Origin of the sequence: Paenibacillus sp. FSL R5-0527 (genome assembly GCF_038008055.1) — a bacterium.
GTDB classification, from domain to species: domain Bacteria; phylum Bacillota; class Bacilli; order Paenibacillales; family Paenibacillaceae; genus Fontibacillus; species Fontibacillus macerans.
On record NZ_JBBOYI010000001.1, the window covers coordinates 974428 to 997455 of the forward strand.

The following is a 23028-nucleotide window of genomic DNA, read 5'->3' on the forward strand; positions in this document are numbered from 1 at the left end:
TAGGGCCGTATAACATATATCCCTCCTTAAATTATAGGGGGGGATATTTTTTACTCATGCGAAAATTCATAGATTAGAATCTATTTCCCGATAGTAGATGATTTGGTTACTGAAGGAGGGGAACGGAATGCACTACTTCAGCTATTTAAAAAGCGAGCAGGACGCCGAGATCTTTTATCTGAAACCCCAGCCGTTTACGAATAAATCAAGCCGGGAGGTCCTTGCCCACGCCGTTGGGGCCGCTCTTTATATGCCCGCCATACGTCCGAGAATAGCGGATGAACTGGTTTCCGGGAAAATCCGCGGACTGGTCACGGCGATTATCGACCTGGAAGACGCGGTAGGCGATGCCCAGGTCGAAGCGGCCGAGAAAAATCTTTGCCAGCAATTGAACCGCGTCTTCCAATTAAAGCAGCAAGAGCAAATCGCGGACGAAGAGATTCCTTTAATTTTCGTCCGGGTTCGTACTCCGGCACAAATGAAGCGAATCATCGCCCTGCTGGAGAATTCCATCGAAGTGATCTCGGGATTTGCCCTGCCCAAGTTTTCTTTGGAGAACGGACAGCAGTTTCTTGAATTGATCGAGGAATACAACCGTACCAAACGTTCGCAGGCCCCCATGCTTTATGGGATGCCGATTCTGGAAACTGCGGATGTCATTTACCGGGAGTCGCGCTTGGATACGCTGCTGGGGATTCGGCGTCTGCTTGACGGCCATAAAGACCACGTTTTGAACGTGCGGATTGGCGCGACCGATTTCTCAAGCCTGTTTGGCCTGCGGAGAAATCCGGATATGACGATTTACGATATCGGCGTGATCCGCGACTGTATCGCCGATATCATCAACGTCTTTGGACGGGCCGCAAACCCGTATGTGATTTCGGGGCCGGTGTGGGAGTATTTTAAGAGCAACCGCGTGCTTAAGCCGCTGCTCAGGCAGACTCCTTTTGAGGAGGCGGCCGGCAGGCAGGGACGGATCCTGCGCATGGATTATATCAACGGTTATGTCGACGGGCTGATCCGGGAAACGGAATTGGACAAGGAAAACGGAATCCTCGGCAAAACCATCATCCATCCTTCTCACATTCATCCGGTTCAGGCGATGTATGTGGTTACCCATGAAGAATACATGGATGCAACGTCTATTATCGCCAACAGCAACGGCATCACGGGCGTGCTTAAGAGCCAATACGAAAACAAAATGAATGAAATCAAGCCGCATTTAACTTGGGCGAAACGCATTATTTTACGATCTCAAATCTATGGGGTGTTACGTGAAAACCAAAGCTATACTTCACTGCTCGTCGGAACCAAAGGCATTGAACAGGCGCTTATATAAGATTTTAGGGGATTTGGAAGTCGAGATTGAAATCCTGGATAATCCGTTTCAGCTGCCGCTGGAAGCTCTCTTTCAGATGGCGGCACGAATCAATAAGAAACGAAGCTTTCTGTTTGTCAGCAAAGTGCTGGGCAAACACATTCCGGTGGTGCCCGAAGTTTCGCTGCTTAGCGGTGCGGCATTGGCTTACCTGTACCAGAAACACTACGGTGGAGAAATCACCGGCGATATGGCGGAAATTGTGCGGGGGATCGTGAATCCGCAGGAAGCGGCGGCCATCTATAGACGGGTCAAAGCGAATTTGCTGCCGATCCCGGAGCCCGCTTTGTTTATCGGGTTTGCGGAAACCGCAACCGCGCTGGGGCACAGCATGTACGATGCCTTTACCGGCCCGGCCAAATATATTCACACGACCCGGGACGCCCTGGTCGAATCGGGGCCGGCGCTGACCTTTGAAGAAGAGCATTCGCACGCCACCGCGCATCGTTGCTACCCGTCCGAGGTTGATTTTTTCCGCGGGGACGAGCCGGTAGTTCTTGTGGATGATGAAATAACGACAGGCAAAACCGCTATCAACATCATCAGAGACCTTCACCAAAAGCATCCGCGAAGCCGTTATGTCTTAGCCAGCCTGTTGGATTGGAGGTCGGGCGAGGATATCGCCCGCTTTAAGGAAACGGAAGCCGAGCTTAAGGTCACGATCGACTGTCTATCGCTGGTCCGGGGGCAGATCAAAGTCGGAGGCACTGCGCCAGGCCTGGAGCGCCGCGGCGAAAGCGCGATGTCCAAGCCTTCCAAGGAGCCGCAAATCTATCATTACGAGGCCGGGGGATTTTTCAGTCATGTTCCGTTCTCGTCGGTGAATTCCGCGGGGGAAGTAAATACCAAACCTTACCTTGCGTTTACGGGCCGCTTTGGCCTCAAGGGTACGGATAATGAAAAGCTGGACCAAATGATCTCCCAAACGGCGGCGTTATTAAAAAGCAAAAGAGCGGGCGGCAAAACGCTGTGCATGGGAACGGGAGAGTTTATGTACATACCCATGAGGATCGCCGCGGAAATGGGGGACGAGGTTTATTATCAATCAAGCACGCGAAGCCCCATTCATCCGTTTGACAACGCCACTTATGGTATTAAAAACGCGTATTCTTTTGATTATCCCGATGACGCGGAGATCGGTTATTTCTTCTATAACATTAGCGAAGGGCAATATAATGAAATTTTCGTGTTTGTCGAGCGTTCGCATCAAGCCGGCCTGGAATCATACGCAAATGCTTTGAAATCAACAGGGGTGCCTGCACTCCATTTTGTACACTTTAACTAGAATGGGAGGCGTTAGACATGACTCTTTTTAATAAAACCGTTGCCTCGCCCGTTCCGCTCGGAAGCTATAGCCGGGAAGACGTCGTTTTCTTGCTGAAGGATCTTAGCGCGATCGCGTTGGAGAAAGGAACCGAAGATCGTGAGGGCGCGATCCAGTCGGGAACGCATTATTCGGAAATGCTGCCTGTGGAATATCAGCCTTCCCCCGAGTACATTCAGCTGTTTCACGATACATTAACCACGACCGCGCGCAAAGTAGCATTGGCCGTTGCCGTAACGTCCGAACTGATCGTCAAGAAGAGAGGGTTTAACACGGTTCTGGCTTCGCTGGCCAGGGCGGGCACCCCCATCGGCATTCTCATCAAGCGTTATATTAAAATGCTGTACAATCAAGAGCTGCCTCATTACAGTATTTCGATCATCCGGGGCCGCGGGATAGACGAAAATGCCGTGCTTTACATGCTGCAAAATCACCCGGGACTGGACATCCAGTTCGTGGACGGGTGGACGGGAAAAGGGGCCATTCGCAAAGAGCTTATTGCGGCTTGCGAGAGCTTTCGTTTGAAATACGGAGTCGCTTTAAGCGATGATCTCGCCGTCTTGGCCGACCCGGGCTGCTGCTCCAGTACCTTCGGCACCCGCGAGGATTTCCTGATCCCCAGCGCCTGCTTGAATTCCACGGTGTCCGGGCTGATGAGCAGAACGGTGCTGAGGCAGGATCTTATCGGGCCGGACGATTTCCACGGAGCCAAATTTTATAGAGAATGGCTGCCTAATGATTTATCGAATTATTTTGTCGATCAGATCTCTTCCCGCTTCGATGAAGTGTCGGAAGAAGCGCGCGGCCAAGCGGCGGCGATTCTGTCCGAAAATGCCGGCCGGTTGGAGACCTGGAAAGGGATGAGCGATATCCGGAGAATCCAGCTTGACTTCGGCATTGACGACGTTAATCTGGTCAAACCGGGGGTGGGGGAAACGACGCGTGTGCTGCTGCGCAGAATTCCCTGGAAAATTCTCGTGGACCGGTTGGATAATCCGAGCCTGCAGCATATTTTGCTGCTCGCGGGGGAACGGGGCGTTCCGGTGGAAACTTACGATGATCTCACTTATTCCTGCTGCGGCATTATTAAACCTCTGAAGGCGGGTGAATAAGCGTGATTTTTGCCAGCGATCTGGATCGGACCCTGATCTATTCCCAAAGGGCAATGGGACTGCCGCAAGACCCGGCGCAGCATCTCCCGGTTGAACTGTACAACGGCGAATACATCTCGTATATGTCGAAAAAGACATCGTCCCTGTTGCGGGAGTTGCAGCAATTCGCCGCCTTTGTCCCGGTCACCACGCGTACCGTTGAACAATACAAGCGGATATTTCATATCGCCTCCCATATGAAACCTAAATACGCAATCACGAGCAATGGGGGAAACATCCTGATCGACGGCGAGCCCGATCCCGCTTGGGCGCTTAGGATTCGGCGGCTCCAGGACGACTATTTGAACCATGACGAGCTGCTGCGGCGTTTTCGCGAGATCGCTTCCCCCGATTGGGTTCTGCGGGAATATTTGGCGGATGGCTTGTTTTATACCGTCATTATTGACCGGGAGAAAATCCCTGCGGAATGGGTCCGCTCGTTCGGCAAAGAGATCGTATCTTTGGGCTGGAGCCTTTCCATCCAAGGGAGAAAGCTGTATTTAATCCCCGCGGAAATCAATAAAGGCAGCGCCATGTTATATGTGAAAGAAAGGTTATCCTCGGCGTTTGCGGCGGCTTCGGGCGACTCCCTGCTGGATGAAAGTCTGCTGAAGGCCGCGGATTACGCTCTGGCTCCGGCTCATGGGGAGCTTTATGCCGCGTACGCAGGGTCGGGGAACTACCATTTTACTCAAGAATCGGGAATAGCGGCTTCGGAGGAAATTTTGCAAGCGGTTCTTGAAGTATTTCGAAAGAAGGAATCTACCCGTGAATATATGGTTTAATCGGACATTCTCCGCCGCAAGCCATTATGTTGAAATGATCCGCCACAATCCGGACAGCAAACCGTTCCGAATATTCGCTACGCACCCCTCCCGCCACTCCATCATGCTTCAGGCGGCCGACGATGCCGAACTGGAGCCGGACGTGCCCGTTCACGAGTATGCGGCTTACTGTTTGGATTTCTGCGAAAGACATAAAATTGACATTTTCATTCCCCACTATCGCCTGGCCGAAGTTGCCAAACATAGGGATGACTTTGATAGAATAGGGACGAAGGTCATGCTGGCCGGCTCCGCCGAGATGTTGTCCATCGTGGATGACAAGGGGCGGCTGTTCGAGTTTTTAAGCGGCGTGCCAGGTCTTCATCTTCCCGATTATGAGGTCGTAACCACGTTGGAACAATTTGAAAAGGCATACAAGCGGCTTAAGGACAAAGGCTGCAAGGTTTGCCTTAAGCCGGTCTCCGGAGAGGGGGGAGCCGGGTTCAGAATCGTCACGGACGAGCTTGCCACGCTTCAAAGTTTATATGAGTGGGCCGGGTCTGCCATTCATATTGAAGAAGCGGTCAGGCTGCTGGGGAGCGAACCCGGCTTTCCGCCTCTGATGGTCATGGAGTATTTGGAGGGCAGCGAATACAGCGTGGATTGCCTGGGATCTGCGGAAGGGATCGTTGCCGCCGTACCCCGGAAGAAGGTGGAGGGCCGGCTGCGCCTGCTGGAACAAAACGAAACGTTAATCCGTATGGCTCACGAGATTCACCGCGTGTTGCCGCTTCAGTACAATTTCAACATTCAATTTATCTATCAAGGGGATGTGCCCAAGCTGCTGGAAATTAACCCGCGCACCTCGGGAGGGTTATATACGACTTGCCTATCGGGGATTAACTTCCCTTATCTGGCCGTTAAATTACTGCTGGGAGAAGATTTTGAGGCACCGTCTCCTGAATTTGGCATTTACGCCACCCATCTTGAGAAAGAATACGTCATCAAGCGCTTGTTCTAAAGTTCACCAAGAATTGACACGATATGAGCCCAAGACTTAAGATACAGTTATTATCAGGTAGGGAAGGAGGAACCGGTTCATGACTCGTTATAAACTTGCGGGCGGAATTTCGCTGCTTGGGTTCATTGCATCTCTGTTTACGGCCCAGTTTTTACCGGAGTTTGTGAATTTGCTGATCCCCACACTGTTCTCTCTCGCCGCTATCGCTTTACTAAGCCGGTTATCAAGACCAAAGACGCAAGGGCCGGAAACCCAGCTCAACGAGCAGGTGAATCATAACGGAGCATCCGGAGCATCCGGCACATCAAGCACATCCGGAACGCCCGGCGCGCCGGGTTCAGCTCAGGAGCAGGCTCGTTCGGCTGCGGAGAATGCTCCGGAGATCGAGAAAGACGCTTTCTGGGGACCGATTATCGAGTACATTCAAGTCACGGAAGAGATGGTTATTTCGGAAGGACAGAAGAACAACCTCGACGATGAAATTGTCGAAAAGACGCTCAGTTTGCTGGCCAGAGTCAATCGGCTGATTCCGCAGCTCAAGACGCTGCATGACGGGAATATCAATCACAATATTCAAAGGCTTATTTTCAAAGATTTAAATGGAGTCATCAATCCGTTCTTGAACTTAAGCGGGGAGGCCAAACGCCAGAACAGAAGGCTCCTGCTTAACGGGATCAAGGATATCAACACCAAGCTGTCATCTTATGTAGAAACGATTGAACATAGAGACCTTATCGAACTGCAAACCCGGGTGGATCTGATTCAGCAGCGGTACCGGTCCAACTAATAAGAGGAGGGGCATTTCTCATGTCTACAGTAGAAAGGGTTCAATTAAAAGAGGCCGATCTTGCGAAAGTGGAACAGGAAGCGAACCAACTGATCCAGAAGGTGGCCACCACCGATTCGATGGAGCTCGAAACGCTCATGGACAACATCGGCCGGATGGGGCAAAAAACGATGGAGCAGGCCAGCCAATCCCTGGGGATGCTGCAGCGGCCCATCAATGAGCTGATGTCGGGGCAACGGTCCGAAGTTTCCAACAACATTCTCAAGCTCCGGTCGGAAATCGACTCGCTCAGCAAGAGCAAGCAGGTTGGCTTTTTTGATAAACTGCTTAAGAAAACGCCGCTGAAAAACTACATATATAAATATCAATCGGTTAAGACCAATGTGGATGCCATCGTCCAGTCCTTGAGAAACGGGAAAGAGACGCTGGAAGAGAATATCGTATACATGAAAAATCTGAAACGCTCGTCGCTGGAGTCGGTATATAACCTGCAAATGCGGATCGCGATGGGCCATAAACTGAAAGAGCTGTTCGAGCGGGAAATCGCCAAACCGGAAAACGAAAACCGCAAAACCTACCTGGAGCGGGGGCTGCGGAAAGTGGTCACGCGGATTCAATCGTTTGAAGAAATGGTGATGCTCTATCAGCAGGCGATCGCCGGTACGGATATTATTAACGATAATAATGACAAGCTGATTGATTCCGTGGAAGCCACGATCGACAAGACGCAGCATCTCCTTTCCGTATCCGCCATGATTACGATGGCGCTGCAGGACCAGCTGGATACGATCGAGGCCGTGAATTCGGCGAACTCGACGCTGCAGACGATGTTCGAGGAGAACTCCCGCATGCTGAAGGAAACCACGCAGAAAACCAACGATCTGCTCGGAAAACCTGGTCTGCAGATGGAATCGATCGACCGGGCCATGACGGATCTCTTTACCGCCATCGACTTGTACGAGCAATCGAACCGTACGATCATTCAGACGGCTACAGAGCAAACGAAACACTTAAGCGACATCAACAGCAAGCTGCATAACCGTCTCGGGTTAATGCCCGGAAACAACGCCGGCGGCGAGTTGAAAACGAACGACCCGCTGAACACCAGCTTATTGGATTAATATCATTGATAGTACAAGGGATGTGTCCTTTCCGCGGATGCGTCCCTTTTTTCCCTCTTTTCATAGCATTTCATGTCATATCCGAACGCTGAAGTTCATATGTATGGAAGAAAAAATAGAGGGGCTTAAATATGATAGGAGCATGGATTTGCGGTATTCTTGTGGCAACCTTGATCGTTGCGGCCAGCTTTAATAAAGCCGATGATATTCATAAGCTGGAACCGCCGCGGTTGAGGAAAAGATGACTGCACCCGCCGGGTTTTGGTATGATATCCATATCAGTGCATTCTGGGTGTAGGGGTGTGTTATTGCGTGGAGGATTTCAGCTTTTCCCAACAATCTCCAACGGCTTATACTATTAGGTACGTATATGGAGGGGAACCATTTAACTTCGACCTGTTCATGAAAGAAGGGGCTTGGATTCTGCATCCTTTTGAAGGAATCCTGATCGCCAACCGGGAGATGTGCTACCTGGTGATGAGCGAATTGTTCAAGCATAAACCGTTCCAGGTGATGCTCGCCAAGCAGCAAATTCCGTTTTCGGATATTCGAAGCTCTATCGATCTTCAGAATATTAATGACCCCATATCGATCATCAATGACCGGGACCGGGATGCCGCGCCGGATTATCATAGAGATGAGATTACGGCCTTCGTGGAGGAAAATACGGTCGAAGATGTGATCGACATCGAATGCAATCATCTTCGCGAACGCATCGATTTCTACGGCGCGATCCTGGAAAGAATGTTTATGAGCGGGCTTGGGCCGGGGGATCAGGAATTTGATACCATAAAGAATATTGTGAGTACATATCAAAACGCGGAGTCGCGAATTTCGGATTTGCTGGGCCCGCGGTTCAATAACGAGGACAGAAGACGGTGGTAATGGGAGCCAGCTTATTAGCTGGCTTTTTGATTTTGTCGAGAAATCGTAAAGATTCGTATGGCAAAATATAAAGATTAAGGATGCGGAAAAAGGAGGGAGACCGCTTGAGCGATTCCAATGAGACGTCGCTGCATTTTATCGGGCGAAAAGTCAATAAAGATATATTTAGCGAAGCCGGTGCGCTATTGCTGTCCGAATCGATGGTCATTACGCAGGAGCATCTCGCGACGCTGGAAAACCGGGGCATTATTTTGACCGAAGATGATCTGGCCGCGGAGATTTTCGCTCTGGAAGACTTGTCTTCCCCCCAGGCGAAGATCGTTGATGTTGCGGTGCAGTACGTAAATGAGATATTTAATGAAGTGCGGGAAACGAAGAAAGTACCTCTGGCGGAAATTCGAAAAAGCGTGATTCCCGCGATTCACGAGATGACGCAAGCTACCCAACTGATCCGTTTATTCGCCGCTTTGCAAGCGAAAGATGATTATACGTACCGCCATAATATCGCGGTCGGGACCATGTCCAATCTGCTCGGCGGCTGGATGGGGCTCGATCATCGGGATCTGCTGCAATTAACCGCCGCGGCATTTCTGCATGATATCGGCAAAACGCTGATCCCCGACGAGATTTTAAATAAACCGGGGGCTTTGACGGCGGAAGAATTCGCAATCATGAAAAATCATACGGTGTTCGGTTATGAAATTCTGAAGGATACGGTCGGCGTTAATCACAGGCAAGCATTGGTAGCGCTTCAGCACCATGAACGCATGGACGGCAGCGGTTATCCGCTGGGCATCACCGCGGAAAAAATCGACCTCTTCAGCCGGATTGTGGCGGTAGTGGACATTTTTCACGCCATGACGTCCAAGCGGGTATACCGCGACCCGGCGCCTTTTAATGAAGTGTTGGATCAGATGGAAAAGGACGCCTTCGGCCCCCTGGACCCCTCCATTACAAAGATGTTTGTGGAGAAGATGATGCACTCCCTCATCGGCAGCCCCGTGGTGCTGACGGACGACCGCAAGGGCATTGTCGTCATGCTTAATCCCCACGACCTGACGCATCCTTTAATCCGGACGGAAGACGGCTACGTCGATTTGAGCAAGGATTTATCAGTACATATCAAGCGGATTTTTTAGGGGATTGTACCCTCCGCACAAAAAATGTACGCATTTACAATCACGGTGAAAGCGATTGCTAATATAGGCATTCGAGACGTAGAGTGTAGATAAGTTCATTTTTTGGTGGAGGTTTAGCGATGAAAACAAAGGTCCGATCAGCTTCTAAGGGATGGGAGTTTTTTCAGGGGCTGGGGAAAACATTTATGCTGCCTGTTGCGCTTCTCGCCTTTATGGGGTTATTGCTTGGCATCGGCAGTTCGTTTACCAGTCCGACAACGATCGAAAATCTTCCTTTTTTGGATCATCAGCTCATACAAGTGATTCTCCGGTTTATTTCTACCATCGGCGGATTTGCCTTTACGTATTTACCCTTACTGTTTGCGATGGCGATCCCGCTTGGGTTGGCCCGATATGAAAAAGGGGTAGCGGCGTTTTCCGGTCTGATCGGCTATATTGTGATGCATTTATCGATCAATTTCTATTTGGCGGAAACGGATCAATTGGCGAATCCGGAGGTCATGAGGCAGGCAGGCCAAGGCATGGTGCTTGGGATTCAAAGTCTCGAGATGGGCGTGCTCGGAGGCATTGTTGCCGGACTGATCGTTTATTTTCTCCATCAACGCTTCCATAATATTAAACTCCCGCAGGCCTTCGCCTTTTTTGGAGGACCCAGATTTGTCCCGATCATTACGGCGATAACTTTATCGATGGTTGGTCTGATCATTCCGATGATTTGGCCTTTCTTTACCATGATCATCAACGGCATCGGCTCCATGATTCAAGGAGCGGGCGTGTTTGGCCCGTTTCTGTTTGGAGCAGGGGAAAGATTGCTGCTGCCGTTTGGACTTCATCATATTCTGGTGGCGATGATCCGGTTTACGGAAGCGGGCGGGACGGCGGTTGTGAATGGGGAGACCGTTTCGGGGGCGCTGAATATTTTCTATGCGGAGCTTAAAAGCGGCTCACCGATTACGGCTTCCGCGACCGCTTTTCTTTCGCAGGGGAAAATGCCGACCTTTATGTTTGGTCTGCCGGCTGTAGCCTTAGCCATTTATCATACGGCGAAAGCGGAAAATCGCCAAAAGATCAAAGGCTTGCTCATTTCCGGGGTTATCGCTACTTTTGTGACCGGGATAACAGAACCTATCGAGTTCTTGTTTTTATTCCTTGCCCCTGTTCTTTACGGGATTCATGTCGTCCTTACCGGACTTGGATTTATGGTGATGGCCCTGCTCGGCGCGAAAATCGGCAATACCGACGGAGGGATCCTGGATTTTCTCGTATTTGGAGTCCTGCAAGGAACCGATACGAAATGGTATTTGGTGCTGATCGTAGGGCTGATTTGGTTTGCGGTCTATTATTTTGTATTCCGCTTTGCAATTACTAAATTTAATTTGAAAACACCGGGTAGAGAAGATAACGACGATACTGAAACGGTAATCGCGGGGTCCTCTGAAGATCGCGGGAAAGCTGCTTCCAATAGTCAAGCGGCGCAATTATTAAGCGCCTTAGGCGGCCCGGCGAATATTCAATCGTTGGATAACTGCATTACCCGACTAAGATTAGTCGTGGATGACATGGAAAAAATAGATGAACCAGCGCTAAAAAAGCATGGAGCATTGGGGGTTGTCAAATTGGATGCCCATAATCTTCAGGTGATCATCGGAGCGCAAGTCAACCATGTGCGGGTAGAGATCGGCAAACTGATGGAATCGCAAGGATATAAAATCAGCGGATGAGTAAAGAGGGATAACATGCGGAGTCATTTTGATCAAAAGGTTAGCCGGATGGGGACCTATTGTACTCAATGGGATTTTATTCAAGATCGATTCGGGGTGAACGATTTATTGCCATTCTCCATTTCCGACATGGATTTTCAAAGCCCGCCTGAAATTCTGGAAACCCTTAAGGAACGCACGGATCATGGGGTATTTGGGTATACGAGGTGGAACCATACGGACTATAAATCCTCCATTACCTACTGGTACGAGACGCGTTTTGGCGCCAACATCGAAATGGATTGGATTGTATATAGTCCAAGCGTGATTTATTCGATCGCAAGGCTCATTGAAATTTTAACCTCGGAAGCGGATCATATTGTCATGCAGACCCCGGCGTACGACGCGTTTTTTCCGTTAATTCGTGAAATGAAGCGAAAGCTTGTGAGCAATCCGCTGCTTCTTAAAGAAGGAAGCTACGAAATCGATTTTACCGACTTGGAGCACAAGCTGTCCGACCCGAAGGCGAAAGTGTTTTTACTGTGCAATCCGCATAATCCTACGGGCCGGCTTTGGACCAAACCGGAGTTAACAAGAATCGTGGATTTGTGCAAGCGGTATGGGGTTAAAGTGATTTCGGACGATATTCACATGGACATCACCTACCATCAGCGGACTTATCTTCCAATGACCAGTGTGGCCAACGATGCGGAAAATATCTTCATCTGCTCATCGGCAAGTAAAACCTTCAACACTCCTGGTTTGGGCGGCTCTTATGCGATTATTCCTAATGAAGAAATAAGAGAACGATTTTTGCGGTTACTAAAGGGGCGGGATGGGGTATCCAGTGCCAATATTTTTGGCGAGATTGCCGTCATGGAGGGGTATCGGCGCTCCGGCTATTGGGTTGATGAGCTTTGTTCCTATCTGTATAATAATATGAAAATAATCAAGGAATATATCGATAAGGAGCTGCCCACCCTGCAGTTTACGATCCCGGAATCTACTTATTTGGCATGGATCGATTGCACAGGGCTGCTTAAGACGCAAAAAGAGCTGCAACATGCGCTTGTGCATACAGGTAAAGTGGGGATTATGCCCGGTGATGTGTATGGAGAGGACAGAGGTGTCTTTCTGCGAATGAATGTTGGATGTCCGCAATCCAAGCTCCTGGAAGGTTTGGAACGTCTGAAACGTTCTGTTCTTTATATGAAAAGGTGATGAATAATGCAGTCCCTTATGAAGAGGTTAGTCCAGCAACGGGAAAATTTAAGCCAGCTTGAAAGGCAAGTGTTAGACCATTTTATTCGTTACCCGGAACGGTTAGTGTCCTTGAAATTGGAGGAGGCGGCCAAAGAAATGTTTGTTTCCACCGCAACGATCAGCCGGACCTGTAAAAGGCTGGGCTTCCAAGGGTTTCAGGATTTTAAACTTCAGCTTCACCTCTACCTGCGCGATGAGGATCCCGCGAAAAACGAAGGACTCTCCGCCTCTTTATCCGCTTATGTCAAACGCTATGAAAAGGATATTCAAGAGGTTTTACATCATCTCGATGAAAATAAATTGAAGCAGGCCGCCTCCATGCTCGCCGAAGCAAGACAAGTCGAGTGGTTCGGAGTCGGCCATTCCTATTCCGTCTGCTGGGACGCCTCCAAAAAGCTGCTGATGTTAGGGAAAAGCAACATGGCCCGAATGGATTGGGACGATTTACGATGTGCCGCGCAAAACTTAAGCAAGGACGACCTGGCCATTTTTGTTTCCTACAGCGGAGAGACCCTTAACATTTTAGAATATGCGCATATCGTCAAACATCAAGGCACGCCGATTCTTTCCCTGGTCGGAACCAAATCCAACCGCCTGACCGAACTCTCCGACCTTGTCCTCTACACCCCCATCGAACACTGCTACTTCAACGGTGTCGACATGTGCTCGCGAGCGCCTTTTCAAATTTATTTGGATCTGTTGGTGTTGGAGTATGGGAACCATTCGCTCAAGGATAGGCTTTGGCGCTGAAAGCCGAGTTTATCGTTTCTCATGGGAAGAAGGACGGCCAGATGGGGGCAACTGCAAAAGTGCATTTCATTTTTCGTAAATTACCATTTTAGAGCGACTGAAGTGCAAAAGTGCATCTCATTTGAGGCTATCCGATAAAAAAGCAGTTTTTGACCGGAAATGAACTGCACTTTTACATTTGAACCACCGGTTTAGAGGGGGTTCGACAAAAGTCGCATGCACTTTTGCATTTCGTGGGATTTTTCTCATCGTTGTGGGGTTTCTTTACAATGTTGTTTAATCACTTGCACAAGTTCCTGAAATTCATAATGATGGTTCACCATGTCAACGGTAAATTCCTCAGCCGCGTTCTGGTCCATGATAAAGGCATAGCCGTTCAGCCGCAAAAAGATCGCTAAAGCGGCAAAAGCGGTCCGTTTGTTTGCATTTTGAAAGGGATGATTTTGTCCCAGGGATTGAAACAGCGCTGCGGCTTTCTCAAATAAAGAAGGGGATGCCTCATCGTCAAAAGCAGAGAATTGCGGCCGAAATACCGCAGACTCCAACATGCCCCCATCCTTAACTCCGACATCTTCCCCGGGACTATATCTCTGTATCATGGCGACATTAATGGCAATAGCCTCTTGGACAGACAGGTATCGCACGGTCATAACGATCCTTCAGGCCTTTCAAGGTTTCATCGTATTCCTCCATCACACCTGAGAGTGCTTCGAGAAATTCGCTGCTTATTCCCGCAGGCAAGGTCTTCAACTGTTACAACAATTATACAAGCATATCTGGATATGACAAACAGCCGCGTCATTAAGTCTTAGTCCAGCTTATCTTAGCCATGAAACAGAAGAATTTAAGTGTTTTTTTGTACTTGCTGCAAAATAAAAATACACCCTCGCAAACATTAAGTGCGTGAGTGTATTTATGATTAAGCAGATCATTGTTCCCTCAAGGGAATAATATAGTGATGTGGCGGCCGAGTTAGTCCGTGTGTGCGACGGCGCGGATTTCGACCAGTTGCTCAGGGGATGCCAGGTAGGTCACGCCGATGAGGCTGCCGGCTGGCCGGTGTTGCCCCATGTATTCCTTGAACAGCCGGATGACGGGCTCGAAATGCTCTTCCGCCTTGGTCAGATAGAGCTCTACATAAGCGAGGTTCGACTTCGTGACCCCAAATCCCGCCAACACGCGATCGAGATTGTCCAACGTCTGCCGGGTCTGCGCCTCGATATCGCCCACGCCAACGAACGCGCCCTCCGTATCGTGGGAAAATTGCCCTGAAATGTAGATGGTGCCGTTGACACTGTAACCCTGGGAGATGCCGTGATCCCAAAGATCGTGGTTGTAGGTTTTGACATTAGCCATTTTTTTCTCTCCTTTACTTCAAAGTAAGGCCAGTATAAAATGAACGCAAACAAAAAAATAGTACGCACTTTATTGATAGGTACTACCAGAAAGGATAGTGCAAATATGAGTGTGGCCGACTACAAAGAGAAAGGTAATATTCAAGAGACCCCTTTTGGCTATACCTTGTCCGTGATCGGCGGCAAATGGAAAATGCTGATTATTTACCTCCTTGCAGAAAACCAAACGGTTCGCTTTAATGATCTGAAAAGACGGATAGGAGCCATTACTTATAAAACATTGAGTGCCCAACTCAAAGAATTGGAAGCGGACGGTATGGTGAACCGCAAAGAGTATCCCCAAGTTCCCCCTAAAGTCGAATACAGTCTCACAGAGAAAGCGAAGACTCTGTTACCCGTTTTGGAACAGTTATGTGAGTGGGGGGTAAAGAACCGAAATAATTGAATGGAATAAGAAAAAAACGGGCGGCTTGCAGGGATTCTCCTCTGCAACGCCCGTTCTTTATTTTGGTATAAATTTTGCCAAAATTCCTTTTCTAAGTGAATTGGATAGCGAATTAAAGCGTAAAAGTCATATTGACTTTATAGCTATAAGTGGAATACGATGATCTGGTTGTGAGGATAGAATTGCTGGAGAGAGGATCAGAGTAGTTATGAAAAAGAGAATGGCGGATATCGCTACTATAATTGTGGGTGCCTTTTTATTTGCGTTGGCCGTCAATTTGTTTGTCATCCCGAATGAGTTTGGCGAGGGGGGCGTTACAGGGGTCACCATTATTTTGTACTACTTGTTTCAGTGGTCGCCTTCCATCGTCAATATCGTGATCAATGGCCTGCTGCTGATTGTCGGCTACAAATTTCTGGATCGGCAAACAACGGTGTATACGGTGATTGCGATCGCTTTTAACTCGCTGTTTCTGCATTTGACGGAAAGCTGGAGGATCAATTCGCATGAGCCGACCATTAATGCGGTCTTCGCCGGCGTGCTGGTGGGGGTCGGAATCGGCCTGATCGTGCGGGCCGGGGGAACGACGGCGGGAACGGTGATTTTAGCCCGGATCGCCAATAAATATCTCGACTGGAATATCAGCTATGCGCTGTTGTTTTTCGATTTGATCGTGGCCTTTTCCTCCTATTTTATCATCGGGGCGGAGAAGCTGATGCTGACCATCGTCAGTTTGTATGTGGGGACGAAGGTGATGGACTTCCTGATTGAGGGGCTGAATCCCAAAAAGGCCGTTACGATCATCTCGGAGAAGCAAAACGACATCGCCGAAATGGTCATTACCCAAATGGACCGCGGCGTTACGGTGCTGTCCGGCCATGGCTACTATACAAAAAATCCGAAGGAAGTCCTGTACATCGTCATCAGCAAGCAAGAGGTATCCACACTTAAAAAGATTGTCAAATCCATCGACAAAGCCGCGTTTCTCACCATCCACGATGTGCGGGATGTGTTTGGGGAGGGGTTTTTGGATATTTCGAAGTGAGGGCAGCACTTTATAATTTGTCCGTCGAGTTAACGAATTACCCGTAATCCTTTTATTCGAAACTGCATTTCCGATTAAAGGATTACGGGTTAAGTGAGTTCTAGAAGCGAGGGGATTTACTCATTTGCGGTTGATTCGACGATTTGTATGACCTCGCGATCGGGGCCATAAATAAAGATAAACCGAGTGCCATTAAAGCCCGTACGGATCATTGACTTCTCAATGACGATGTCTTGCTGCTTCAAGTGGCTGATCGTTTCCGGTAAATCGCGGGTCAGGAAGGCAAGATGATGCGAATCGCGACCTTCTGGGGGCTCCTCTTGATCCGTTTGAATCAATTCGATCTTGGGTGTTCCCCCCTCTTTATGCTCCAACATGGAGATTTGCCTGTGATTGAAGTAGACGCGTTCGATTTCCTCGAATCCAAACTTTCTATAAAAATGAATAGACGCTAGCAGATTTGAGACCTTTATGGCAATGTGATCTATGCATTCGATCATACTTTTTCTCCTTTGGTTAACGTCGTGGATAATCCCGAAGTCTGCTGTTTGCGCATACCGACCAGCCAGTAAAGACCGCAGAGAAACGAGATGGAACCGATCAATACTCCCGTGAACGGGATGCCCATATTGACGAACAACAGGCTGGAGGTCACGTAAGACAGCTGCATGAAACCGCTGTATGTGGATCCGTGCAGGGCGAATACGCGGCCTCGGACATCCGGCGGCGTATTCATCTGCATCAGAGATGTATCGAGCGGGATGATGATTCCGGAACTGACCCGCATGCAAAGCAGCATTAAGGCTGCCCAATAAATATTGGCCGATAACGCGATTCCGGCAAAAAAGACCGCTTGCGTGACATAAGCGATGCCATAAGCGAGGTTCATTCTTGTAATACGGTGTTTAATGTAGGATTTGACCAGTAGTGAGCCTGTAATCACTCCTAGGCCGTCGACGGCATAGAGTAAGCCAATCCCGAATCCCTCTAACCCGATTAATGAATCGCCGATTAGTGGAATAAGAATATAATATCCGCCGCCGGCAAGTCCCCAACTGATACCGATAATGATAATCATGCGGGCGACGGTATTTTGCTTGACCTCCTTGAACCCTTCGGATAGCGAGCGGAAATAACTGAAGGATTTACGCGCTGACTGGGTGCTGGATGTGGAAGTCAGTTTGGAGACACAGAGTGCAGACCATAGATAGGAAGCAGAGTTAATGGCAAAACAGAGCACAGGGCTGACTAAAGCTGATACGATACCGCCTAGTATGGTACTGATTACACTTACAAAGCCGGAAGTCGTAGAACTGATGGCGTTAGCTTCCGCGAGTTCTTCCTGTTTGACAATGTGCGGCAAGTAAGCTTGCGAGGCAGGATTGAACATAACCCCGCTCAACCCTAGAAGAAAGGCGCCTGCATAGAGGAAGAAACTCTGATCCGCAGCAATGGCGGCAATGAAGCTTAAAGCAAACAGCGCCCGTAACAGATCGGTTGCGATCATAATCTTCTTTTTGGGAAGATGATCGACAAGCGGGCTGATCAAGGGGCCCAGAATAAACCCGGGAAATGACCGGCAGAGCAGTACAAGCCCCATGCCGGCCGCCGAGTTGGTGAGCGCCAGGGTGGTCTGCGCAAGCGCGACTTGGTTGAACCAGTCGCCTATCGTGCTTCCGGTCTGCGCAAGCCATAAGTTTCTAAAGCTGCGGTTGTCTCTAAGCAGACTTTTTTTTCTAGGCATAGCAAGCCTCCTCTAGATTTGTGATTAAGCTTTCGAATATTCTTAAGCCGCTGCCGTACAGGTTCGGGTCATCAACATCGATATCGATGGTCCGCAGTAAGTCAACTGCAGGCGCAGCGTTTCCCGCTTTCAACATACGTGTATACTTTTCTGCGTAACGAGCGCCTTGCTCATGAATGTTCTGGACGATTTGAAGGGCAATCAGATAACCGACGGGATATTTGAACATATAAAAATTTTTATAGAGATGCGAGGCTCTGATCCACTCCGAGCCTTGCAGATCTTCAACCAGCAATCCGTCGCCATAATAAGAACGAGTGAGCGATTTGTAGGTTTCGCACAACAAGGAAGCGTTCAGCGGCTGCTCCGCGTCCAATGTGCTGTAGATGAAGTGCTCGAATTCGGCGAGCAGCGATTGTCTGAATACCGTACTCCTAAACATTTCTATATAGTAGCTCAAATAATACAAGCGGCTTGAGCTGTCCTCAGCATGCTCAAGGAGGTGACGGATGAGCAGACATTCGTTCACATTTGACACAATCTCGGACAGGAAAACCGGGCAGTCGGCGTAAATGTATGGCTGGTGCCGGTTCGTGAACATATAGTGGACGGCATGGCCCAACTCGTGAACAAGGCCAAAAAGGCTGTCTGTGTTGTTATTGTAATTCAACAATATATAGGGATAAACATCATAAACATTCCAGGTGTAGGCTCCGTCCGTTTTACGGGAATCCGGATAGAAGTCGATGCAATTGACGCCGATAAGGTAGGCAAGATAATCGTAATATTCCTCGCCTAAAGGTGCAAGGGAACTTTCGATAAGCGCCAGTCCCTCCTGTACCCCGACAACCGGTTCGCTCTGCGCGGGTAAAGGTGCAAGCAAGTCGTAGGAACCCAGCTGTGTTACGCCCAGAAGCTTCTTCCGCAAATTTATGTAATGGTGAAGGGTATTGAGATGCAGGTGAACGGCGTTTATTAAATATCCGTAAATCTCTGGATGTATTTCCTCCTCGAAGAGAGCGGCTGCAAAGGAAGATTCGTGCCGGCGAAATCCGGCATTTAGACTTAGCTGCTGAGCATAGGTTTTCAGCAGACTGGCAAATGTTTCGCGCTTTTGATGCAAGGCGGACATAACCCCATAATAAGCTTGTTTCCTGACATTGCGGTCCGGATGCTCCATTAGCAAGGGGTAATTATTGTCTAGAAGTACTATATTTTCTCCCGAGGCATCGGTGATATCAGGATAGACGGTCTCCTGTTCCCTTAATATCCTATACGTTTGATACACATGTCCCGTAATCTGATGCAACTGGGCTAGGATATCCTCCTGATCTGCATCCAGCATATGAGGCCCGAAGCGTTTAAATTCTTGCAGCAGCCGGCGGTAGTTTGCTAAGGAATCAGCGGATGTTTTTGTTAATAAGGATTCGTCCAAGCTTCGCAGTTCATCGGCTAAAAAAGCGATATCGCTTAGAATGCGACGGCTGGCGTGACTCGCCATATCACACATTTGCCGGGCCTCCTCATCCTGATAATCGAGATCGAGCCTGAGCTTCGGATAAATATACAGTTTATCCAGCAGCATAAAAATACGGCTCTGCAGCTGCAGTGCTGATTCGAGCGCTGCAACGGTCAATGTAGAGATACCCCGGAAGTGAAGTAATTTCTGGGCAAGCTGCTTTACTTCCGCCAAGTCTTCCGACCACGCGCCCCGGTTTTTATAAAGCGGTGAGAGGTCCCAATGATAGACGATGGGAGAAAGGGTGGCTTGTTTCATACGGTGCATCTCCTCGATTCAAAAGTGATTTTGCGGCCTGTAGGCTGTTCCGTTTGTATAACGTTGTTGGCATAGACCACGGTGCCGTTAAGGAAGACCATCTGAACCTCTCCTCGTAAAGATTGTCCCGTATATATACTCCATTTGCACTTGGAAAAAGCTTTCTCATCGGTCATCACGAAGGTTGCGAAGGGTTCCAACACGGTCAGATCGGCATCGAAGCCCTGGGCTAGTCTGCCTTTGCCTGGAATGTGAAATAGCTCGGCCGGACGCTGAGACAGATACTTCGCAATCAGGGCGGCAGCTTGCTCAGGATTAAGACCTCTATCTATGAAACCGGAAAAAATAACAGATACCATCTCTTGAACGCCAGGCATGCCTGCAGGGGGAGAAGAACTGTTCTTCTCAGTTCTTGTGTGAGGCGCATGGTCTGAACCGATGGTATCGATATATCCGGTTATGAGATGTTCCCACAGGCAGGCTGCATCCCGTCTAGTCCTTAGTGGTGGAGACAGCTTAAAATCCCATCCTTTGCGGAGCAGATCTTCATTCGTAAAGACAAGGTGGGGCGGAATGACTTCGCAGGTGACCGGAATCCCTTTCGATTTGGCCGCTATAATTAGCGAAGCTTCTTCCTCAGTGGAAGTATGGACGATATGAATCTGGCATCCTGTCTGCCGACTGATACCGATCATCATCTCCACAGCACGAATCGCGGCATCCCGCCTGCGGTCTTCCTCATATCCGCTGGGAGCCATGGATGCTGTCCGCTTGAGCAAGGGCTCATACTCTGCATGCACGGTCATCAACATGCCTTTAGCCGCCAGAATACCGGCCGCTTCTAATAAATAGTTGTAATCGTAAACCGTGTGTTCTGCCGTTTCATGCCCTGCCATAAAAACTTTAACCGAAGCGACGTCACCGGCCTGCAAGCACTTAATCTCTTCTAGGTTGCGCCTGGTTAGTAGGAAATGGTGACCATAATGCACGTAAGAAAGTTTTTGAACGGTTTGTTCTTTCTCCTGCAATGCGGCACGGGTACTGATCTCGGGTTTTGTATTGGGCATATCCAGAACAGTTGTTACCCCGCCGGCCAGCGCTGCCATGGAGCCATGCCGATAGTCTTCCTTATGATCGAGCCCGGGCGTGCGGAAGTGGACATGCGAATCAATCAAACCCGGCAGCACGAAGCGCCGTTGCATATCTATAAACGCAGTTTCTGCGGTTCCGTCGGGTTTCTGAGTTCCTACGTAAGCAATGGTTCCGTTCCTTATGCCGATGTAGGCTTCGGGCAGCGGCTCGGGCACAAAGGCTGTGCAATTAAATAAAACAAGGTCGCAGGCGATTGTCATTCTGCATCTCCTCCAGTAAAATTTGGGCAATATATTCCTTAGCAATCTCGGTGGTCGGACCCATAAGACCGATGGCTTTGGCGTCTCTGCATAATCGCTCAAGCGCATGTCCCTTGGTGTACGCCCGGGCACCGGCCAAGTGAAGCAGTTTATCGGCTGCTTCCACGCAGACTTGTGCGGCAAGCGTCTTGGCCTGCATGGCTTGAAAAGCGGACTGAGCTTTCCTGTCATCAGCCGATCTAGCGGCAAGGTAGGTAAGTGCTTCCAGCGCATCGACAGAGGTGGCGATATCGCTTACGGTCATGCGTGTATTTTTATAGCCCCACAGTTGAGGCCTTTCTTGAATTTCCGTCAAGAAGGCGCCTAAAGCTGCACGTGCGACGCCCAAACCGATAATGCCTGGATGAATCGCATTTTTTTTGTTTTGTTCCATAATCCGGTGCCCATCGCCAACAGCGCTCAAGATGCGATCATGGGGAAGCGACAATTCCGCGCATATGATTTCCCGGGTCGATGAACCGCGAATCCCCATTCCGTTCCACGATTGCCCGAACGATACGTTGAGGTCTTCTTTCTCGACCAGGACAAATGAAGTTTGCGGCCCGTCCTCGCCTTCGAATTTAACCAGAACTGAATAGACATCAGCTTCTCCGGCACTGGTGCAAAATGCCTTGCTTCCGTTAATGAGCAGGCGGGACCCTTGTAAACGGGCGGTTGTGCTCAGGTTGTTCTTGCCGGCACCTGCCTGCAGTTCGCTCCAAGACGAAGCCCCGAGGTAACCATCGGCGAGCCGCGGGAAGTACTTTGCCTGCTGTTCAGCGTTCCCAAAGTCTTCTAGCCTCCGCACGAACTGGCCGTGGAAGAAGAAGACGGCGGCAGTTGAACTGCACGCCCGCGCGATCTGCTCGACCGCATATGTGAACTCGGTAATGCTGCCGCCCAGACCTCCGTACGGTTCGGGGACGAGCAGTCCCAATAAACCGCCGCGTTTTAGCGCTGCGAGCGCTTGTACTGGGAACCTCGCATGTTCATCGACTGCGGCGGCTTCCGGCCGGATGTCTTCCTCTATGATCTGTGCCAACTGTTCTTTAAACCACGACCTTTTTATCGAGTTCAACGGTTATACCTCCAATATATTCAACGTTTTGTTCCATTACTACGGCTGTCTCGCCAAACTCGGGGACAAGAATGCCGTCCGGCAGGTATAGTGCGAGCCTTCGGGTATCCGGGAAAGCCAGCCGGATCAGTGTGTCGGGCGTGAAAAGAGCGGCGGCGAAATTCAACAGTCCGGTTAGAGCAAAAGAGGGGTGCCAGTCATCCACCGATATCATTCGCAGGGCGGCGCTTTCGTCCGATAAACGGGCAAACGCCGCGATTTTCGGGAAAACCGAGCCTTTGGCAATGCCCAGCCTGGGCTGAATACTTGCCCTTAACCGCGCTAGGGACAAGAGCTCGACCTCATCCCACTCTTTCAGGGCTTTAGGTGAAATGGACTCGGCTTTTACCCAGATGTACGGATTCCCTGCATCGACGATGGAGGCTTCAATAGCATGGCTTTCCGATGATACAAGGCATCGTGCTTCCCCAAGCGGTAACACCTGGCGGGGCTTAGGACCGCATGCGTATAGCTCGGCCCAAAGCGAGTACTCCCGCTTCGTCCGTGCCTGCAGCTCCTTGATGCGGATAGCGAAGTCAGAGTGGGAAGAGCGCATTTCGCTCACCGTGTTGTCAGGATGAAGCTGGTATAGATACACATAAGCAGCCATAAGCGCATTGCCGCAGTTTCCGCCGGCATCGAAAGTGCCCGAGCCGGGGATATACTGATAGAACTGCAAGCTTTGACGATTACGGAACAAGCTGCCGATCGTGACGACCTTGGTTGTAGGAAAGCCTAATTTAAGCGTGATTAAGTATATATTCTGCAACAACTCGGTAACTTTCCCCGAATCCCGGGGCAGATCCTGGTCGATAACCGCAATGTTGGATTTACCGCTTCGTAGAAGCGCGACTTGTACGTTCATTGACTT

The 23028-nt window shown here is 49.6% G+C and carries 22 protein-coding genes; 14 read left to right on the top strand and 8 right to left on the bottom strand.

Annotated features, from left to right (window positions below; genetic code table 11):
• Nucleotides 1–127: 127 nt before the first annotated feature.
• From NYE69_RS04435 to NYE69_RS04490, 12 genes are all read left to right on the top strand, one after another.
• Nucleotides 128–1339, top strand: coding sequence for an HpcH/HpaI aldolase/citrate lyase family protein (locus NYE69_RS04435; protein WP_340924372.1), 1212 nt, complete (start codon nucleotides 128–130; stop codon nucleotides 1337–1339).
• Nucleotides 1320–2663: a phosphoribosyltransferase family protein gene (locus tag NYE69_RS04440; RefSeq protein WP_340924375.1), complete on the top strand. Its 1344-nt coding sequence runs from the start codon at nucleotides 1320–1322 to the stop codon at nucleotides 2661–2663. Before NYE69_RS04435 ends, NYE69_RS04440 begins: the two co-directional genes overlap by 20 nt.
• Nucleotides 2664–2680: 17 nt before the next feature.
• A complete protein-coding gene (locus tag NYE69_RS04445) occupies nucleotides 2681–3814 on the top strand; it encodes a cysteine protease StiP family protein (protein ID WP_124333616.1) in 1134 nt (377 codons plus the stop codon).
• 2 nt (nucleotides 3815–3816) lie between these two features.
• Nucleotides 3817–4638 carry a hypothetical protein gene (locus NYE69_RS04450; RefSeq protein ID WP_340924381.1) on the top strand — a complete coding sequence of 274 codons (822 nt, stop codon included), beginning with the start codon at nucleotides 3817–3819 and terminating at the stop codon, nucleotides 4636–4638.
• Entirely contained in the window at nucleotides 4622–5638 is a 1017-nt protein-coding gene (locus NYE69_RS04455; protein ID WP_316561494.1) for an ATP-grasp domain-containing protein, read from the top strand. Before NYE69_RS04450 ends, NYE69_RS04455 begins: the two co-directional genes overlap by 17 nt.
• 79 nt (nucleotides 5639–5717) lie before the next feature.
• Nucleotides 5718–6425 (top strand): hypothetical protein, encoded by a 708-nt coding sequence (locus NYE69_RS04460; protein WP_340924386.1) that lies wholly within the window; start codon nucleotides 5718–5720, stop codon nucleotides 6423–6425.
• Between the two features lie 20 nt (nucleotides 6426–6445).
• Nucleotides 6446–7546 carry a toxic anion resistance protein gene (locus NYE69_RS04465; protein WP_340924389.1) on the top strand — a complete coding sequence of 367 codons (1101 nt, stop codon included), beginning with the start codon at nucleotides 6446–6448 and terminating at the stop codon, nucleotides 7544–7546.
• A gap of 312 nt (nucleotides 7547–7858) precedes the next feature.
• Entirely contained in the window at nucleotides 7859–8431 is a 573-nt protein-coding gene (locus NYE69_RS04470; RefSeq protein ID WP_340924392.1) for a hypothetical protein, read from the top strand.
• A gap of 104 nt (nucleotides 8432–8535) precedes the next feature.
• The gene (locus tag NYE69_RS04475; RefSeq protein WP_340924395.1) at nucleotides 8536–9570 is read left to right on the top strand and encodes an HD-GYP domain-containing protein; all 1035 of its coding nucleotides are present in this window, start codon (nucleotides 8536–8538) and stop codon (nucleotides 9568–9570) included.
• A gap of 119 nt (nucleotides 9571–9689) precedes the next feature.
• Complete coding sequence (malX, locus tag NYE69_RS04480) at nucleotides 9690–11291, top strand: maltose/glucose-specific PTS transporter subunit IIBC (protein WP_340924398.1); 1602 nt, start codon at nucleotides 9690–9692, stop codon at nucleotides 11289–11291.
• 15 nt (nucleotides 11292–11306) lie between these two features.
• Nucleotides 11307–12491, top strand: coding sequence for a MalY/PatB family protein (locus NYE69_RS04485; protein ID WP_340924401.1), 1185 nt, complete (start codon nucleotides 11307–11309; stop codon nucleotides 12489–12491).
• An 18-nt stretch (nucleotides 12492–12509) separates the two neighbouring features.
• Nucleotides 12510–13283 carry a MurR/RpiR family transcriptional regulator gene (locus NYE69_RS04490; RefSeq protein ID WP_340924404.1) on the top strand — a complete coding sequence of 258 codons (774 nt, stop codon included), beginning with the start codon at nucleotides 12510–12512 and terminating at the stop codon, nucleotides 13281–13283.
• 245 nt (nucleotides 13284–13528) lie between these two features.
• Here the strand turns inward: NYE69_RS04490 and NYE69_RS04495 are convergent, their stop codons facing one another.
• Both NYE69_RS04495 and NYE69_RS04500 read right to left on the bottom strand, forming a co-directional pair.
• Nucleotides 13529–13933 (bottom strand): type II toxin-antitoxin system death-on-curing family toxin, encoded by a 405-nt coding sequence (locus NYE69_RS04495; protein ID WP_340924407.1) that lies wholly within the window; start codon nucleotides 13931–13933, stop codon nucleotides 13529–13531.
• Between the two features lie 322 nt (nucleotides 13934–14255).
• Nucleotides 14256–14639, bottom strand: coding sequence for a RidA family protein (locus NYE69_RS04500; RefSeq protein ID WP_124333605.1), 384 nt, complete (start codon nucleotides 14637–14639; stop codon nucleotides 14256–14258).
• A gap of 105 nt (nucleotides 14640–14744) precedes the next feature.
• Between NYE69_RS04500 and NYE69_RS04505 the strand changes: the two genes are divergently transcribed.
• Together NYE69_RS04505 and NYE69_RS04510 are read left to right on the top strand one after the other, a co-directional pair.
• Nucleotides 14745–15083: a winged helix-turn-helix transcriptional regulator gene (locus NYE69_RS04505; protein ID WP_124333604.1), complete on the top strand. Its 339-nt coding sequence runs from the start codon at nucleotides 14745–14747 to the stop codon at nucleotides 15081–15083.
• Nucleotides 15084–15291: 208 nt separating this feature from the next.
• On the top strand, nucleotides 15292–16128 hold the full coding sequence (locus NYE69_RS04510; protein ID WP_340924416.1) for a YitT family protein: 837 nt from the start codon (nucleotides 15292–15294) through the stop codon (nucleotides 16126–16128).
• A gap of 116 nt (nucleotides 16129–16244) precedes the next feature.
• On the opposite strand, the gene NYE69_RS04515 is transcribed toward NYE69_RS04510, so the two are convergent.
• Genes NYE69_RS04515 through NYE69_RS04540 form a run of 6 tightly spaced genes read right to left on the bottom strand, consistent with a single transcriptional unit; the run spans nucleotide 16245 to nucleotide 23022 of the window.
• Nucleotides 16245–16628 carry a VOC family protein gene (locus NYE69_RS04515; RefSeq protein WP_155619702.1) on the bottom strand — a complete coding sequence of 128 codons (384 nt, stop codon included), beginning with the start codon at nucleotides 16626–16628 and terminating at the stop codon, nucleotides 16245–16247.
• Nucleotides 16625–17872 (bottom strand): MFS transporter, encoded by a 1248-nt coding sequence (locus NYE69_RS04520; RefSeq protein ID WP_036627005.1) that lies wholly within the window; start codon nucleotides 17870–17872, stop codon nucleotides 16625–16627. Before NYE69_RS04520 ends, NYE69_RS04515 begins: the two co-directional genes overlap by 4 nt.
• The gene (locus NYE69_RS04525; protein WP_213511120.1) at nucleotides 17865–19649 is read right to left on the bottom strand and encodes a M3 family oligoendopeptidase; all 1785 of its coding nucleotides are present in this window, start codon (nucleotides 19647–19649) and stop codon (nucleotides 17865–17867) included. Before NYE69_RS04525 ends, NYE69_RS04520 begins: the two co-directional genes overlap by 8 nt.
• Entirely contained in the window at nucleotides 19646–21001 is a 1356-nt protein-coding gene (locus NYE69_RS04530) for a dihydroorotase (RefSeq protein ID WP_196427482.1), read from the bottom strand. The genes NYE69_RS04525 and NYE69_RS04530 overlap by 4 nt, the downstream gene beginning before the upstream one ends.
• Nucleotides 20970–22118: an acyl-CoA dehydrogenase family protein gene (locus tag NYE69_RS04535; RefSeq protein ID WP_340924429.1), complete on the bottom strand. Its 1149-nt coding sequence runs from the start codon at nucleotides 22116–22118 to the stop codon at nucleotides 20970–20972. Before NYE69_RS04535 ends, NYE69_RS04530 begins: the two co-directional genes overlap by 32 nt.
• Nucleotides 22090–23022 (bottom strand): hypothetical protein, encoded by a 933-nt coding sequence (locus NYE69_RS04540; RefSeq protein WP_036627000.1) that lies wholly within the window; start codon nucleotides 23020–23022, stop codon nucleotides 22090–22092. Before NYE69_RS04540 ends, NYE69_RS04535 begins: the two co-directional genes overlap by 29 nt.
• Nucleotides 23023–23028: the final 6 nt, after the last annotated feature.

Excerpts from the sequence above, each read along its gene's own strand:
- NYE69_RS04435 (WP_340924372.1), top strand. The coding sequence starts at position 128 with ATGCACTACTTCAGCTATTTAAAAAGCGAGCAGGACGCCGAGATCTTT.
- NYE69_RS04445 (WP_124333616.1), top strand. The coding sequence starts at position 2,681 with ATGACTCTTTTTAATAAAACCGTTGCCTCGCCCGTTCCGCTCGGAAGC.
- NYE69_RS04460 (WP_340924386.1), top strand. The coding sequence starts at position 5,718 with ATGACTCGTTATAAACTTGCGGGCGGAATTTCGCTGCTTGGGTTCATT.
- NYE69_RS04465 (WP_340924389.1), top strand. The coding sequence starts at position 6,446 with ATGTCTACAGTAGAAAGGGTTCAATTAAAAGAGGCCGATCTTGCGAAA.
- malX (WP_340924398.1), top strand. The coding sequence starts at position 9,690 with ATGAAAACAAAGGTCCGATCAGCTTCTAAGGGATGGGAGTTTTTTCAG.
- NYE69_RS04485 (WP_340924401.1), top strand. The coding sequence starts at position 11,307 with ATGCGGAGTCATTTTGATCAAAAGGTTAGCCGGATGGGGACCTATTGT.
- NYE69_RS04490 (WP_340924404.1), top strand. The coding sequence starts at position 12,510 with ATGAAGAGGTTAGTCCAGCAACGGGAAAATTTAAGCCAGCTTGAAAGG.
- NYE69_RS04495 (WP_340924407.1), bottom strand. The coding sequence starts at position 13,933 with ATGACCGTGCGATACCTGTCTGTCCAAGAGGCTATTGCCATTAATGTC.
- NYE69_RS04500 (WP_124333605.1), bottom strand. The coding sequence starts at position 14,639 with ATGGCTAATGTCAAAACCTACAACCACGATCTTTGGGATCACGGCATC.
- NYE69_RS04505 (WP_124333604.1), top strand. The coding sequence starts at position 14,745 with ATGAGTGTGGCCGACTACAAAGAGAAAGGTAATATTCAAGAGACCCCT.
- NYE69_RS04510 (WP_340924416.1), top strand. The coding sequence starts at position 15,292 with ATGAAAAAGAGAATGGCGGATATCGCTACTATAATTGTGGGTGCCTTT.
- NYE69_RS04515 (WP_155619702.1), bottom strand. The coding sequence starts at position 16,628 with ATGATCGAATGCATAGATCACATTGCCATAAAGGTCTCAAATCTGCTA.
- NYE69_RS04520 (WP_036627005.1), bottom strand. The coding sequence starts at position 17,872 with ATGCCTAGAAAAAAAAGTCTGCTTAGAGACAACCGCAGCTTTAGAAAC.
- NYE69_RS04525 (WP_213511120.1), bottom strand. The coding sequence starts at position 19,649 with ATGAAACAAGCCACCCTTTCTCCCATCGTCTATCATTGGGACCTCTCA.
- NYE69_RS04530 (WP_196427482.1), bottom strand. The coding sequence starts at position 21,001 with ATGACAATCGCCTGCGACCTTGTTTTATTTAATTGCACAGCCTTTGTG.
- NYE69_RS04540 (WP_036627000.1), bottom strand. The coding sequence starts at position 23,022 with ATGAACGTACAAGTCGCGCTTCTACGAAGCGGTAAATCCAACATTGCG.